Annotated in this window: 11 protein-coding genes and 1 pseudogene; 11 read left to right on the forward strand and 1 reads right to left on the reverse strand. The window is 64.9% G+C overall.

Annotated elements, in window-relative coordinates; all coding sequences use genetic code 11:
* The first annotated feature begins 1 nt into the window (after position 1).
* From WDW90_RS23240 to WDW90_RS23285, 11 genes are all read left to right on the forward strand, one after another.
* Positions 2 to 853, forward strand: coding sequence for a type II secretion system protein GspK (locus tag WDW90_RS23240; RefSeq protein ID WP_336489833.1), 852 nt, complete (start codon positions 2 to 4; stop codon positions 851 to 853).
* Positions 854 to 1179: 326 nt separating this feature from the next.
* Positions 1180 to 1938 (forward strand): heme-binding protein, encoded by a 759-nt coding sequence (locus WDW90_RS23245; RefSeq protein WP_336489834.1) that lies wholly within the window; start codon positions 1180 to 1182, stop codon positions 1936 to 1938.
* Positions 1939 to 2148: 210 nt separating this feature from the next.
* A complete protein-coding gene (locus WDW90_RS23250; RefSeq protein ID WP_336489835.1) occupies positions 2149 to 3732 on the forward strand; it encodes a GspE/PulE family protein in 1584 nt (527 codons plus the stop codon).
* A 248-nt stretch (positions 3733 to 3980) separates the two neighbouring features.
* Positions 3981 to 4802, forward strand: coding sequence for a PilN domain-containing protein (locus WDW90_RS23255; protein ID WP_336489836.1), 822 nt, complete (start codon positions 3981 to 3983; stop codon positions 4800 to 4802).
* Positions 4799 to 5362 carry a type II secretion system protein GspM gene (gene gspM / locus WDW90_RS23260; RefSeq protein WP_336489837.1) on the forward strand — a complete coding sequence of 188 codons (564 nt, stop codon included), beginning with the start codon at positions 4799 to 4801 and terminating at the stop codon, positions 5360 to 5362. The genes WDW90_RS23255 and gspM overlap by 4 nt, the downstream gene beginning before the upstream one ends.
* Positions 5363 to 6148: 786 nt before the next feature.
* Positions 6149 to 8488 carry a type II secretion system secretin GspD gene (gene gspD, locus WDW90_RS23265; protein WP_336489838.1) on the forward strand — a complete coding sequence of 780 codons (2340 nt, stop codon included), beginning with the start codon at positions 6149 to 6151 and terminating at the stop codon, positions 8486 to 8488.
* Positions 8485 to 9105, forward strand: coding sequence for a prepilin peptidase (locus tag WDW90_RS23270; protein WP_336489839.1), 621 nt, complete (start codon positions 8485 to 8487; stop codon positions 9103 to 9105). The genes gspD and WDW90_RS23270 overlap by 4 nt, the downstream gene beginning before the upstream one ends.
* Positions 9105 to 10322, forward strand: coding sequence for a type II secretion system F family protein (locus WDW90_RS23275; RefSeq protein WP_336489840.1), 1218 nt, complete (start codon positions 9105 to 9107; stop codon positions 10320 to 10322). The genes WDW90_RS23270 and WDW90_RS23275 overlap by 1 nt, the downstream gene beginning before the upstream one ends.
* An 80-nt stretch (positions 10323 to 10402) precedes the next feature.
* On the forward strand, positions 10403 to 10822 hold the full coding sequence (gene gspG, locus WDW90_RS23280; protein ID WP_336489841.1) for a type II secretion system major pseudopilin GspG: 420 nt from the start codon (positions 10403 to 10405) through the stop codon (positions 10820 to 10822).
* The gene (locus WDW90_RS40795) at positions 10819 to 11460 is read left to right on the forward strand and encodes a prepilin-type N-terminal cleavage/methylation domain-containing protein (protein WP_431311106.1); all 642 of its coding nucleotides are present in this window, start codon (positions 10819 to 10821) and stop codon (positions 11458 to 11460) included. Before gspG ends, WDW90_RS40795 begins: the two co-directional genes overlap by 4 nt.
* Positions 11461 to 11951: 491 nt before the next feature.
* Complete coding sequence (locus tag WDW90_RS23285) at positions 11952 to 12134, forward strand: hypothetical protein (RefSeq protein ID WP_336489842.1); 183 nt, start codon at positions 11952 to 11954, stop codon at positions 12132 to 12134.
* A 500-nt stretch (positions 12135 to 12634) separates the two neighbouring features.
* Here WDW90_RS23285 and WDW90_RS23295 read toward each other — a convergent pair.
* Positions 12635 to 15211 (reverse strand): annotated as a pseudogene (locus tag WDW90_RS23295) (error-prone DNA polymerase); the annotation flags it as partial.
* Between the last annotated feature and the right edge of the window lie 92 nt (positions 15212 to 15303).

Below are 15303 nucleotides of genomic sequence, written 5' to 3' on the forward strand. Positions count from 1 at the left end.
CATGCGTACCAGCGGTGGGTTCATCCTCGTTAGCGTTCTCGGCGTACTCGCCATACTTGCGGGCCTCGTCGGAACGACCGCGCTACTTACACGAGCAGCGGTCGACGGTATCGATACGGCCCTTGAGGAGATGCGTCTCGACGCTCTCGTGCAGGCCGGCGCTGAACTCGCCGCCTATCAGCTCCTCGGCCTGAAGCGGCCAGCGCGCGAGGTCACAGGGCAAAGCATCCGCCTCGATGACGGCACAGTCCGACTGTTTGTCTCCGACGAGTCCGGGAAGATTGACCTAAATGGGGCCGATCCCGCACTGCTTGCCGGAGCCTATGACGCCGCAGGCCTCCGGACACTCGAGCCTCGTACCTTCGCGGCAGAAGTCGTGGCATTGAGGGAGCGGCTCCCCGTGCAGATTGCATCCTCGGGTGGCGGAGGCGGGTCCGTCGATCGTGCCCGCAACCGGGATGCATTCCGGACGGTCGGAGAGCTGCAGTGGCTGCCACAGGTCTCGGCGGCAGACGCGGCGGTTCTCTCGGCCTTCGTCACCGTGCACAACCCTCAGGGAAAGGTGAACATTCTCGCGGCCCCGGACGGCGTGCTTCTGGCGCTGCCCGGCCTAACGCCGGCCCTGCTCGACGCGATTCGATCGGCGCGCCAACTACCTGCAGCAAAAGCACGAGAAGTCCTCGCGGAAGGGCTAGGATCGCTACAGCAATTCCTTTCCATGCGGTCAGGCAGTGCATTCCGCCTACGCCTTGAGGCGCAGCGCGGCAGCGGCGCCGCGCGGAGCGCCGAGGCAGTCATTATTCGCTCTCCGACTCGGGACGCCCCCTACCTACAGACCGAGTGGCGGCCGTGAGGACGGTGTTGGCCGCGTACGAAAGCGATCTAGCATCGCGATGCCAGTTGAAACAAGCTTGACAGTTATTTCCGACCGCTTCTAACCTCTACGTCCACGGCAATATGGAAATCTGCCGTTACTGAGAACTGTAACCGCGAATAAGAACCCCAAAACAATCCCGCGCGGGCACGGTTCTCTGACGCTAAAGGCTCAAGTCGCACGACAATACAGCTGCGCGCCGCTGCGGAGATTTGAGTGAAATCTGGGTTGGTGGCCCTGAAGCGGCGCGGGCAATCTTTGGTATGTCGCGCGGCGGCAGCATATGATCATTCGGAGTCGATCAGATGGCCAAGATCTTGACAAAGACCCTAGTTATCGGTCTGAGCACCGTCGCCGCGCTGTCCGTCAACGTATCAGCCCACGCGGATGACTTGGACAACGACAAAGACCTACGCCTCGGCTGCCCTGTGACCTATGCCCAGCTCAAAAGCGCGGTGACCCAGGCGGCTCAGGCGGACACGACAGGCCTCGACAACGATTACTGGGCCGTCGTCGTGAACCGCTCGGGAAATGTATGCGCGGTGGCCTATTCTGGCCCCACGATCGACTCGCAATGGCTGGCTAGCCGCCAAATCGCGGCAGCCAAGGCCTTCACGGCCAATGGCCTGAGCCTCAACCTGCCGAAGGGCCCGCTCTCGACGGCGCAGCTCTACGGCTTCGTCCAACCGAGCCCGAGCGGAGGCAATCCCCTTTACGGCCTTCAATTCGGCAATGAGCAGAACGCCAAGCGAGCCTACCAGGGGGACTACAACGCCTTCGGGACGGAGCGGGACCCGTTGGTCGGAGCCAGGATTGGTGGAACCATCACATTCGGCGGTGGTCTCGCGCTGTACAATGGCTCAAATGTCGTCGGTGGCCTGGGCCTGTCGGGCGACACAGCCTGCGCGGATCATTCGACGGCGTGGCGTACCCGGACGATCCTCGGGATGGTCGGACCCGGCACCGATACTATACCGCTCACCAACGGTGCAACGCCGACGACCGGTGGCCATCCACGCTGCCCGAACGACACCGGAACTCAGGGCCAAGCAACTAGCAGCTGAGGGTCTAAGAGGACACTCCCGGGAGGCCCCAGCCTCCCGGACCGCAGCCGACGTCATGAATTTTTACGCTCAGATCCGCTTCCGGCCGGAGATGCTCGGTGATCTCGAAACGGGGGGGACGTCGTGCGGACAGAGCAACGCATGGTTGAGCCAGCACGCCCTCTTGGCGCCGTCCATCCAGCGTGCGCGGCAGCCGATGCCGGTGTCGCGATGCGCCTGCAGGCCGGCGAGGCTGCGATCATCTGGCGCGAGAACGTGGTGCCGGCGGATGCGCTCGCCGAGATAATCGCGGTGCATTACGGATTGCCGCGCGCCTGCCCGGATACAGTCGCGGGGCGGCCGCACCTCCTAAATGGATTGTCGCAGCGCTTCCTGCGCGAAAGCTTCATCTTTCCCGTGCAGGGTGAGGGAGGTCCGCTCTTCCTCATGGCAGATCCCGGCAATGCCGACGCAATCCAGGCCGTCACGCTTGCTCTCGGAGAAGGGCCGCTGGCAGTTCTCTCCTTCGATGAGATCGAGGATCTTCATACGCGACACGCGCCGGACCTGGCGAAGACCGAGAGGGTGGATCCTGGATTAGCCGACCTCGCCGTCGCAGATGACGTGGACACCCTGCAGGACCTCGCGCGCGGCGCACCGGTCGTCCGCGCCCTCGATTCGTTGCTGGAGCGCGCGGTCGAGCTCGGCGCCACCGACATTCATATCGAGACTGGCCGGGAGGACATGCGCGTCCGGTTCCGGATCGACGGGCAACTGCGTCAACAGCAAGCGCTCCCGAAGGCGATGGCAGCGGCGCTGATATCGCGGGTAAAGATCTTGGCGGGGCTCGACATTGCTGAACGCCGTCTGCCGCAGGACGGCCGAACCCATTTCAGGGTCGGCCATGCGGAGGCCGATCTACGCGTTGCAGTCCTGCCCACGCTTCATGGGGAAAACGCGGTCCTCCGCATTCTCCTTAAGGACGTGCGCTTGTTCGACCTTGGCCGCATCGGCCTTTCGGACCGAGACCGCAGTTCCCTGGAGACCCTGCTGACATCGCCACACGGTATTCTAATCGTCACCGGGCCAACGGGAAGCGGCAAGACGACGACGCTTGCTACGGCGATCTCGCTCTTGAACGATCCGGCGCGCAAGATCGTAACAGTCGAGGACCCGATTGAGATTCAGTTGCCCGGCATTCACCAGACGCAGATCAAGCCCAGCATTGGACTTACCTTTGCGAGTGCTCTGCGCTCTTTTTTGCGCCACGACCCAGACATCATCATGGTCGGCGAGATGCGCGACCGCGAGACGGCCGCGATTGGGATCCAGGCCGCGCTCACCGGGCATCTCGTTCTGACCACCCTCCATACTAATAGTGCGAGCGATGCGGTTGTCCGGCTCGCTGATATGGGTGTCGAGCCCTACCTCATCGCCGCATCCCTGCGCGGCGTACTCGGTCAGCGCCTCGTGCGCCGTTTGTGCGAGCGCTGCCGCGTTCCGGCTCCCGATGCACGCGAGGAGCTCCTTGAGATCTGCGCACGGGGCAACTTCGGTCCCCCGAGCACCTTCGACCTGCACCGGCCCAGAGGCTGCCCGCATTGCGGCGGTAGCGGATATCGTGGGCGCATCGGCGTCTTCGAGGTCATGACAACCGACGAGCCGCTTCAGCGCTTGATCCGGCGGCACCCGGATCCACGCGCCATCCTGTCTGCGGCCAAAGAGGCCGGTATGACCACGATGTTGGAGGATGGGCTCAGGAAGGCGGCGCGCGGTCTGACGTCCCTGGATGAAGTCGTGCGGAGCACCGGTTGATGCCTGCCGGATATCCCAATAAGCAAGTAGTCAGGCGTGTAGCAGCCCTGATGGCGATCGGAGAGTGCGTCTCTGCGCTTCTCGACTCCTTCCTGACGACACTCGCGCCAGTTGGGGCGTGGCTTGGGCGTCGCGTTCGCGACGTGGCGGTTGTTGAATCCGACGGGATCAGACTCTACCGCGTCTGCGGCCGGGGTCGGATCGCATCCTTGGGCCGCCTCGGCGCGGGGGATCGGGCGCCCGCCAACATGGCGGGCCACGCGCTTGAGCTGCGCCTACCGGTCGGGCACTTCTACCACCGCACAGTGAATCTGCCGAACGCTGGGCGCGACTACCTACGGCCAATCCTCGATCACAGCCTCGAACGCCTGACGCCCTGGCGTCGAGACGATGTCCTGTACGGCTTCGAGGCCGAGGCGCAGCCGACGGGCGGTACTATCGCGGTTCAGTTCATGGCTACCAGTGCGAGTCGACTCGCCCCGATCCTTGCCCAAGTCGAAGCGGCCGGGCTAGTCCCGACGGGGCTTGGTAGCGCCGGCGATCCCCTCGACCGGCCCCTGCGCATCGACTTGTACAAAGGGCGTGCAGCCTCGGCCCCAGTGCGCCTGCGCCGCCACGTCGTCCAAGCCGTCTTAGTCTTGTTATTTACTCTGGCGCTGACAGCTTCCGGCTCGTTCTGGTTCGTCAGCGTGGCCGAAGAGGATGCACAGGTCGTGGAGGCGCGTCTTGCCGTCCTGAACCTCCGCATCCGGCAGGAGCGGAAGGTGGTGCCTGACCGCACACAAGCTTTGATTGAAGCTAGACGCCACGAACAAAGTCCGAGTGCCCTTATTGATCGGCTGAGCGCCGCGCTTCCCGATCACACCGTCCTGCGAGAACTTGAGATCGCGCCGGACCGTGTCCGGCTTGCTGGGCACTCGTCCGATGCGTCCGCCCTGGTCGGGCTGCTTGAGGCGGAGGCAGGCCTTAGTGGCGTGCGCTTTGGTGCACCTGTCACCCGCGACGCAGGCAGGCGGGACGTTTTCGAGATCGTCGCGATGCGCGGATCGCGCACGGGAGCACAGCCGTGACTTGGCTTCGGTCCCAGCGTACTCGATGGGTCCCAGTTCTCGCCTGGGGCGTCTTTGTCGGACTGCCCTTCCTGCTCGTCTTGCTCATTGTCCAAAACCTATTGCGCTGGTCGGACGCATCGACTCAGGCCACAGTGGGCGCGCAACAAATTGCGCAGATTGAAGCGCGCCTGCGCAGCGGCGAGGCTTCGGCGCCAGCAGCGCAGACCGACGGGGAGTCAATCTATCTCGCCGCGTCCCATGCCAGCCTCGCGGCTGCCGAGTTGCAACGACGCCTTGTTAATCTCGTCGAGCAGTCGGGCGGCCATCTCCTCACAGTGAAAGCAGACGAAGCGGGGACCAGCCTCGCCAACAGTTTGGTCCTGCAAGTCACGTTCGAAAGTCGCCAGGCCGCTCTCTTGGACCTTCTCGCAGCGGCCGAAGCGAGCATCCCATTCTTGGCCGTCGAGACACTGAGCCTGCAGCAGAGCGATCGCCGGAAGGAGGAGGCGGGCGATGTCGATCCGACGCTCCGCGTAGTAATGGCGGTGCGCGCCTACCAACGGGAGCCGAGCCCGTGATGCATCGTTTCGCCATTGCTTTGGGGATCATGATCGGCTCTGCGGCGGGCGTCCGAGCAGAGTCCGGCTCCCTGGCCGAAATCCTATTCCCGTCCGCGCAGAGGGCCAACCCGCAGCCCCGACCCGAATCGGCTCCGCTGGTGAGGGATGCTGCGCCCGGAGTTGGAGATCAGCATCTCGCTGAACGAGGCGCTGCGCGGGAACGCCCACTCTTTTCCCCCTCCCGTCGTCCGCCTCCACCGCCGCAACCAGCTTTGGTCGCGGCCGTGCTGCCTCCAACTCCCCAGCCCGTTGTGTCAGCCGCCCCGGACTTGCGCCTCGTCGGGATAGTGGCGGGTACTGACGCCGCGATGGCAATGGTGCGGCGGACGGGTGAGGGGCGTAGTCGAACCCTGCGGGTCGGCGACATAGTTGATGGCTGGCGGGTCAGCGAGATCGGTCCGGCGCGCCTTCTACTTCGCGTGGGCGAGGAAGCGAAGGCTTACGCTCTTTTCGCTAGCAAGCTTCCACAGGACCGCGTGGCCGTACAGAACGTCTCCGAGGCCGACCAATGATCGCGCCGCCTCCCAGTCGCTGCATTGCACGCTTCGTCCGGATTTGTACAATAAAATATGCGGCACATTCGCTTGAATGCAGAAGTTTTTTCCGTACGGAACTGAATGACTCTGAATATTCTGTCTCAAATTCAGCACATTGCCTCGAAACAGATTTGCCGAACGCCGCAATCCTACAATGCCGTCTCCCACGGCAGCTTGCGGTTCGGATCCTGCCCATGGCGATGGTCCTATGATGAGCGCGCACATCCGCCGGACGGCGCTAGCCTGCATCGGCCTGTTCGCTCTGTCTGGATCGGTCAGGGCAGACGACCTCTCGCGTGCGGCCCTGACGGGGCCTGGGATACCTGCGGACCTCCGTGCGCGGGCGCTACGCAAGGTCCCGCAGAGCGAGCATAGCGACCAACCGCGGGCCCTTGTCCCGCCAGATCGGCGCGCCGGACAGAGCTTCCATTTCCAGCCTGAGGAAATCGAGGCGACCGCCGCCCTGCCGACAGGACCATCTGAGCCGCTCGACCTCGGGAGCGGAGAGCCGACCGGGGGCGGTTACCGGCTCAACTTTGAACGGGCCGACCTGAAAGATGTGGTCCATACTATCCTGAACACGACCCTCGGACTCAATTACACACTGGGCGCCGAGCTTCCGGGGCAGGTCACGATATCGTCGCCGCGCCCCCTCAATAGAACAGAGCTGCTCACTGCCCTTGAGACCGTGCTGGCTGCACAGGGGTTCGCCCTGACCCGCACCGGCACCGGGTTTCTCATCGCACCCACCGCTCTCGGTAGCGGCTCGGTCCAGGTCGGCACAAACGCGCAGCCTGGCTATGGCGTCTCGGTTGTGCCCCTGCGTTACGTCTCAGCCGGCGTGATGTCTCGCCTCGCCTCGGGCTTCGTTACCGATGCCGAGGGGCTCCGCTTCGACACGGCAAGAAACACCGTGATTATTAAGGGGCCAGCCCAGAAGCGCCAGGAGGTGGTCAGCGCTGTCCTGGCCTTCGATGCGGATTGGATGCGCGGGCAGTCGGTCAGCCTATTCGAGGTACGCCGCGCCCGTCCTGAGGCGGTCGTGGCCGAACTTACTCAGCTCTTCGACACAGGTGAGAACGGGGTGGGATCGGGTCTGATCCAGTTCAAACCGATATCGCGGCTGCGATCGGTATTGGCTATGTCGAAAAATCCGGATCTGATCCGGCGGGCCGAGACCTTCATCCGCAAGCTCGACGGCAAGGCCGACCGGGCGGAGGAGAACGTCTTCATCTACAAGGCACGTTACCGCGACGCCCGGGAACTGGCGCGTGTCGTCAACGGCCTGTTTGGTACCGGTCAAGGGGGCCTCGGCGGTACGACAATGCCAAACACCGCGGGTATGTCGGGACGTTCGGCCCTACCAGGCTCGAATGGAGGCGCACCCGGTACTGGTCTCGGTAACGCCGGGACGGGCGGTCTCAATGTGATGGGGCCCGGCTCCAATGGATCAGGCGGCGCATCGGCGTCGTCCCCGGCCTCGTCCAGCGGCACAGATCTCCTAAAGGCGCGCTTCGCCTCGGCCTTCGGAGATAATGTCTTTGCGAGCGGCACGACCGACGGCGTCGCGGGCGGGGGCATGATCGACCTGACGCAGCAGAGCGCCGCCCGGCGCGCGGCGATCAGCGTCGACCCATCAAACAATTCGGTGATCACCTACGCGGATGGGGAGACCTACGAAAAGATCCACGCGGCGTTGCGCCGGCTCGATGCCACGCCCCTGCAGGTCGCCGTCAATGTCACCATCGCCGAGGTGAAGCTCACTGATCAGCTGAAATATGGGGTGCAGTACTTCCTCGATAGTAGCCGGATTGGGCTCGGCAAGAATAAAGGGTCGTTCGGTCTTGTGAGCGCAGCTGCAGCCGGGGCGGGCCGGGCTCTTAAGCCGACCGCTTCCGGCTTCAACTTCCTGGTAGGTGGCTATTCAGGACCCGACATCGTGATCTCGGCGCTGGACGGGTTCACAGACGTGAAGATTCTCTCCTCACCCTCGCTGGTGGTGTTGGAAAACCAGCCGGCCACACTACAGGTTGGCGACTCGGTGCCGATCACGACGCGCCAGGCACAGGGCGTCGACCTTCCTAACGCGCCGCTGATCAATCAGGTAGAATTCCGTGACACCGGCATCATCCTCAACGTAATCCCGCGCATCGGCCAGAACGACGCCGTCACCATGCTGATCGAGCAGGAGATCTCGGCCGTGGTGGCCGCGGCCGACACGCTGACACCAACGATCTCGAAGCGGCGAGTGGCGAGTACGATATCGGTCGCCAATGGCCAAACCGTGCTGCTCGCCGGGCTCATCAGCGACAAGCGTCAGCGAGAGCGTGACGGCATTCCGTTCCTCAGTCGCCTGCCGAATGTAGGAGCGCTGTTTAGCTCCACTGACAACGCGGCCGAGCGCACCGAGCTGGTGGTTTTCATCCGTCCCGTCGTGGTGCGCGGCGGTCGCGACGCGCAGCACGTCGCAGAAGATTATCGTGGCCGGCTCCTCGATGCCGGTGTGCAGCGCGGTGCACGGCCGCAAGCTCCGGTCTACAAGCCATGAAGCCCGATCTTCACTCGTGGCCTCCTGAAAGCCGACACGATCCCTTTCTAGGGCAGTGGGTGCTGGCCGCTACGATCGCAGACACGGCGATGATCGCCCAATGCGGACCGGGCTCGGCCGCTGCGCTCCTCCTCGCCCTGGGCCTCGGCCTTGTCGCCGCGCAGATCGCTTGGCAGGACCTTGCCGACATGACGATCCCTGACGAAGCCTTGGTCGGGCTTGGCCTCCTCGGGCTCGTCTCGCGTCTGTACACCGGCGTGCTGCGAGGCGACGCCCCGGAATGGATTCTCGCCGCTGCGTCGCTCGACGGTTTCGTCTGCGCCGGTGCTCTGCTGGGGTTGCGCGAGGTCTACTTTCGCCGCCGCGGCCGAGACGGGATAGGCTTTGGCGACGTAAAGCTAGCGGTATCTGGTGGGATCCTCGTCGGAACCGTTGACTTTGCCTGGAGCGTGCTGGGCGCGAGCCTTGCGGGCCTCGTGCTGGTCGGCCTTGCCCGTCTCCATCTCGGCGCAGCCCGAGGCGTGCTCGTGACTGAGGATCAGATCGCCTTCGGGGCGCTCCTCGCGCCAGCTCTCTGGATTGCGTGGCTCTTGGCCGCGACACCGTTGCTCCTGTGATGTCGAGCTTTGACTACCTTGCGCTTGATCCCGATGGCCGTGTGCTGTCTGGGTCAATAGACGCCGAGACGTCGTCCGAGGTCCAAGCGCAGCTTGAGCAGATCGGCTGCGTGCCGGTGACGATCAAACGCAATGTCTCTGCGCATCTTGGTCGGCTGGGGTGGCGCGCTCGCCTCACACCGGAGCCGCGTCCAGCCGAGATCACGGCGCTCACCCTCGACTTATCAATGCTGCTTCGGGGTGGCGTCGCTCTTGACGAAGGTCTTGTCATCTTGGCGCAGCTGGAGGATCGGCGCTGGCTGGTGCGGGTGTTGGAAGACCTGCACGTCGCGCTGAGCCAGGGCAACAGCCTGTCCCGGGCCGTCGCCCGGCATCCACGGCTGTTCCCGCCGCTCTACGTCAAGATGGTGGAGGTCGCCGAGGCGGCAGGCCGGCTGGAGGAAGCTCTGTCGAGCCTCGCAGGCGAGCGCCAGCGGAGCGAGCAGTTGCGGCGACGTTTTACCTCTGCCCTCGCATACCCGCTGTTTCTGGTCGGTGCCGCGCTTTCTGTGCTGGGCTTCGTGCTGATCTACCTGATCCCAAAATTCGAAGTCGCGCTTCAGGGCTTCCGAGACAGGATCGATCCGACGGCCCTTCTCGTATTCAATATGTCAGCCTTCCTGAATCGGAACCTCGACGACATCGGCGTCGCCGCCGTCGCTCTCCTGGGTCTCGGCGTGCTCGTCGCGCGGATCGGACGCGAACGCGGAGTCTGGCTGGCGGTGCTTGCCCACCTGCCGGTCGCCCGAACCGTTTTGGCCCACGAGCTTACGGTGACGTTCTGCCGAACACTGGCGATTCTCGTGCGGAACGGGATCGACATCTCGACGGCTCTCCGCCTCATTCGCGGCGTCATCCGGTTGCCGGGCGCGAGCACAGCCCTTGGTCGAGTCACCGCCGACGTGCGCCAAGGCCAGCGCCTGTCCGAAGCGCTCGCGCGCCATGAGCTATTCCCACGCCACGTCGTTCAGATGCTGCGAGTGGGCGAGGAGGCCGGCGAACTCGCGGACAGCGCCGCTCGCGTCGCAACCTTCTACGAGGCCAAGCTCGACGCTGCCCTCGGCCGCGTAATCGCCGTGGTAGGTCCCGCTGTGATGGTCCTCGTCAGTCTCCTCATCGCTTGGCTCATCATCTCGGTAATGACCGCCCTGATGAGCATCAACGATCTTCTCGTATGAGGTGTCCCATGAAAAGACTTCAGCCGGCAGCCCAATTGCTCTGCCTTTTCGCAGCAAGTTCAGCCTCGCCAGCCCGCGCGATGCCGCGATACGGAGCGCGTGACGTTCGCGGCGGCTTCACCCTCGTCGAGCTTCTTGTAGTCCTAGTGATCCTCGGTCTCGTGATGGGCCTCGCAGGGCCGCGCGTGCTCGGCTACTTGTCGAGCTCACGCGAGCGGACGGCAAAGCTGCAGATCGAGTCCTTCGCCTCTGCCCTCGACCTATTCTACCTCGACAACGGGCGCTATCCGACGACGAGCGAAGGCCTCCAAGCCTTGGTGCAACGCCCCGGCTCCGCGGCAAGTTGGAGCGGACCCTACTTGAAGCAGAACTCGGTCCCGACCGATCCCTGGGGGCGACCCTACGAGTACCGCGTTCCGGGTAAAGCGGGCCCCTACGCAATCACGTCACTCGGTATCGACGGGCAGCGGACCACAGCGGGTGTGATTGGCCGAGAATGAGGCTGTCGCGACAGACGCAGGCATCACCGGCTCGAAGCCCGGTACATCGTATCCTGCGCCGGGTCGGAAGGATCGTGGTCCGGGCCCGTACGAGGCATCCTAAGCAAGGCCCGTTTCTCAAGCTGGCGAGAAGAGCGGCGCCTGAAGCAACGATCTTTGCCACATGGTCTATCGGATTACAGGGACGCCTTTGTGGCCGCGCCGGATTCACGCTCATCGAGACTATGGCCGCGCTCGCGATCGTGGCCGCTCTCGGCGTCGCTGTTCAGCGCAGTCTCGTGCAGTCGAGACATGGCCTCAGTGCCGTCGAGGAGAGACTTATCGCAGAGCGTGTCGTTCGCTCACTACTGGCCGAAGTGCTAAATGCAGCCGATGTTCAGGCTGGAGGCCGCCGGGGTATTGCAGATGGCTGCTCTTATCAAATCCGCCTGTTGCCCGTGAGCATGCCGGAGTCGGGGGCTTCACGGGCTGCTGAGACAGGACTGGGCTTGCCCAGCCTTGGACGACCGCCTGCGTCTGAGGCCGGACCTCTGGATCAACGGACCCGATGGATGCCACTTCGCGTCATCATCTCGGTGACAACGAATTACGGCAAGACCATTTCCGTAGAAACAATCCGACTGGGACCGGCGGAGTAGAAATTACGCAGCACCGACAAGTTAGTAAAGTGGACAAACGGGGCTACTGAGGCCAGATTTCCTTAGTTGAAAGATTCTGGAGTGCTCAGAGGTAGAAGTATTACAGCAGGCCTGCCGATCCACCTGCCGGGCGATGCGGCCAACGTGCTCAGCCTCTCGACCGGAACGGCATCGAGGGCTCGCATTATGGGATAGGCGACACGAGCGCACGCGGTCCGCTCGATAATGGCCCGCTTTTTCGTCCCAAACAGTCGCTCTTCTGAGCCGTCCTGAAGGTCCGGAAGGGGTCCTTTGAGGCCTTCACCTGAGCCGCGCAGAATGTCCGCTTACCCACACCTTGAGGCCCGAAGCGGACGGACCGCTTGCGGCCAGCTCCGGTCATTGCGCCCGAGCCGGCCTGATTGTCTGCTTCGGTACTGCTCACAAAAGAGGCTGGCAGCTCCGCCGCCGGCACAGTAGTCGGCTGCACAAGAAAACCGGGCAGGAAATGCATGAGCCAGGAACAAACCAAGCTTCAAGAGCGAGCACAGGCAAATCCCCTGGCATCGCTGCAGGGCCGCGACACCGCTGCAATCTGGGCGGCAATCCTCGTCGAGCGGCGCGCACTTGGTGAGCGCACCGACACAGCCTTCGCGCGGTGTGGCTGGCCTCGGATCAACGAACGACAGGACTGAGCGATAGCCGTCGTCTCGTGAGCTGAGAGCAGGTCCTCTACCGTCACATCGACCCGCTGGACGCGACGGACTCGAATGCATGCCTCAAGCAAGCTGTGGCAGAAGCCGCCGGGCGTTGTGATACCAACCGGCGTTGATCATAGCTGATAGGCCCAGTCACGCAGTCTGATGGACATGACCATCCAGGGCCGCTCGATGAGGTTGTTCCAGGCGCGGCAGCACTGGTCGACGGTGTCGTCGTGAGAGGCGAAGACCTGGCTGCCGAGCCCGTTGTCTCGCAGGTGCTGCCAGATGTTTCAGATTGGATTGAATTCCGGGGCGCACGCCGGCAGCGGCAGCAGGGTGATGTTGTCCGGGACTGTAAGTCCATGGGTGTCCCGCATCCGCGCGGCGCGACGATCAGACGAAACAGCGGCTTGCCGCCCGCAACAGACCCAGCTTGGGGCTGCAGTCTGCCTCCGGAGTGGGCGCCAGGCACCAGATTTTGAAGACCAGATTGATCATCGGAAGTTTCGCGACAGCACCTTGAGGCCCGAACCGAGCGCGAGGTCGTGGATAAAGATGTCGCGCGAGCGCGGCCTCGGCCCCTCCGCCTCGCGCCGGTCCGACCCTCCACCGCCCCGAACCGTGTCGCCGCGGCCGACCGGCACCGGGAACGCCGGCACACCAGAATCTCGCTCGCCGACCCGCCGCAGCAGCCCCGTGAAGTCGACCAGGCTCTCGGCGATCACGTGCACGACGAGGCCCTGCCGCTGTACGCGACCCCGCACCCCCAGCAGCCCAGCGGTGAGGATCAGGCGGCGGTGGCGCTCGAACACCACCGGCCGAACGATCAGGTTGGCGATACCGGTCTCGTCTTCCAGCGTGATGAACATCGTCCCCTTCGCCGAGCCCGGCTTCTGACGCATCAGCACCAGCCCCGCGAGTGTGACACTCCGGCCGTGGCGAGCGGCATCAAGCACCCGGCATGATCGGTAGCCCTGCCCTTCGAGGTCGCCGCGCAGGAAGCCGAGCGGGTGCCCGCGCAGGCTCAGGCCCGTGGCGCGGTAATCCTCCGCCACCGCCCGACCCGCGCTCATCGGCGCGAGCGTGACAGCTGGCTCGACGAGTTCCGGACGCAGCTCCCCGTCGCGCGCGTCGGCGGCTGCGAACAGGTCGAGCGGTCGGTCGGCTAAACCCTGGATTGCCCACAGGGCCGCGCGCCGGTCGAGACCGAGGCACTGGAACGCGTCCGCCGCCGCCAACCGGCGCAAGGCGCCAACGGCCAGGCCCGCGCGCCGCCACAGCTCCTCGACGCTGCGATACCCGCCTGCCGGCCGCGCCGCGACGAGGTGGGTGCCGTCGGCCTCGGACAGGCCGCGGGCCATGCGCAGGCCGTGGCGTACCGCGAGGAAGCGCCCGCCCGCGGGCTCTAGGGTGCAGTCCCATTCGGACGCATTCACGCAGACCGGCCGGACCGGCACACCGTGGTCGAGGGCATCGCGCACGAGCTGTGCGGGCGCGTAGAAGCCCATCGGCTGCGCGTTGAGGATGGCGCACGCGAACACGTCCGGATGGTGGCACTTCAGCCAGGACGAGGCGTAGGCGATCAGCGCGAACGAGGCGGCGTGGCTCTCCGGGAAGCCGTAGCTGCCGAATCCCTCGAGCTGCAGACAAGTCCGCTCGGCGAAGGCCAGATCGTAGCCGTTGCCGACCATGCCGGCGATCAGCTTGTCGCGGAACTTCGATACGCCCGCCGTGACCTTGAACGTGCCCATGGCCCGGCGCAGTTGGTCGGCTTCGGACGGCGTGAAGCCGGCAGCCACGATGGCCACCTGCATCGCCTGCTCCTGGAACAGCGGGACCCCCAGCGTCTTCTCGAGCACGCGGCGCAGCGCCTCGGTCGGGTAGGTCACCGGCTCCTTCTTCTCACGGCGGCGCAGGTAGGGGTGGACCATGTCGCCCTGGATCGGGCCGGGGCGCACGACGGCGACTTCGATGACAAGGTCGTAGAACGTCCTCGGCTTCATGCGCGGCAGAATCGCCATCTGCGCGTGGCTCTCGATCTGGAACACCCCCACGGTATCCGCCCGCCGGATCATCGCGTAGGTCGCCCCGTCCTCCGCGGGTATCGCTGCGAGCTCGGTCGGCGCGCCCGGCCGGTGCCGGGCGAGCAGCCCGAACGCCCGGCGCAGGCAGCCGAGCATCCCGAGGCCGAGCACGTCGACCTTCATGAACTTCAGCGCCTCGATGTCGTCCTTGTCCCATTCCAGCGTCTGCCGGTCGGCCATCGTCGCCGGGCAGACCGGGCAGAGTTCGTCGAGCCGGCCGAGCGTCAGCACGAAGCCGCCGGGGTGCTGGCCGAGGTGGCGCGGCGTGCCGATGAGCTGGCGGGCCAGATCCAGCGTCAGCCGCAACCGGCGATCTTCCAGGTTGAGGTTGAGCTCGACCGCGTGCTGCTCGCCGACCCCGTCCGTCGACCAGCCCCAGACAAGGCCGGCGAGCGCGCCGGTCACGTCCTCCGGCAGGCCCAGCGCCTTGCCGACCTCGCGCACCGCCCCGCGTGCGCCGTAGCGGATCACGGTGGCGCACAAAGCGGCGCGGTGGCGGCCATAGGTCGCGTAGATCCATTGGATCACTTCCTCGCGGCGCTCATGCTCGAAATCGACGTCGATGTCTGGCGGCTCGTTGCGGGTCTCCGAGATGAACCGCTCGAACAGCAGCCCCTGCCGCACAGGGTCGATGCTGGTAATGCCGAGCGCAAAGCACACCGCCGAGTTCGCGGCCGAGCCGCGGCCCTGGCAGACGATGTTCTGTCCACGGGCGAAGCGGACGATGCTGTCAACGGTGAGGAAGTAGGGCGCATAGGCCAACCGCTCGATCAGTGTCAGCTCGTGACGGATCTGCGCGGCGACCGCGTCAGGCAGACCGTCCGGGTATCGTTCGGCCGCCCCCGCCCAGGTCAGCGCCTCCAAGCGGTCCTGCGCCGAGGTGCCGTTGGCCGCCTCCTCTGTCGGGTAGCTGTAGGTCAACGCGTCGAGCGAGAAGCGGCAGCGGGCGAGAATCTCGTCCGTGCGTGCGAGCGCGGCCCTGATCCTCCCCCGTTTTTGTGGACACGGAGGTTACGTTGCCCAGCGCTGCTCGGCCTGCTCAGGCGTACGGTACCCGAGGGCTGAGTGGAGGCGCTGTC

The organism is Methylobacterium nigriterrae (assembly GCF_037106235.1).
Taxonomy (GTDB): domain Bacteria; phylum Pseudomonadota; class Alphaproteobacteria; order Rhizobiales; family Beijerinckiaceae; genus Methylobacterium; species Methylobacterium nigriterrae.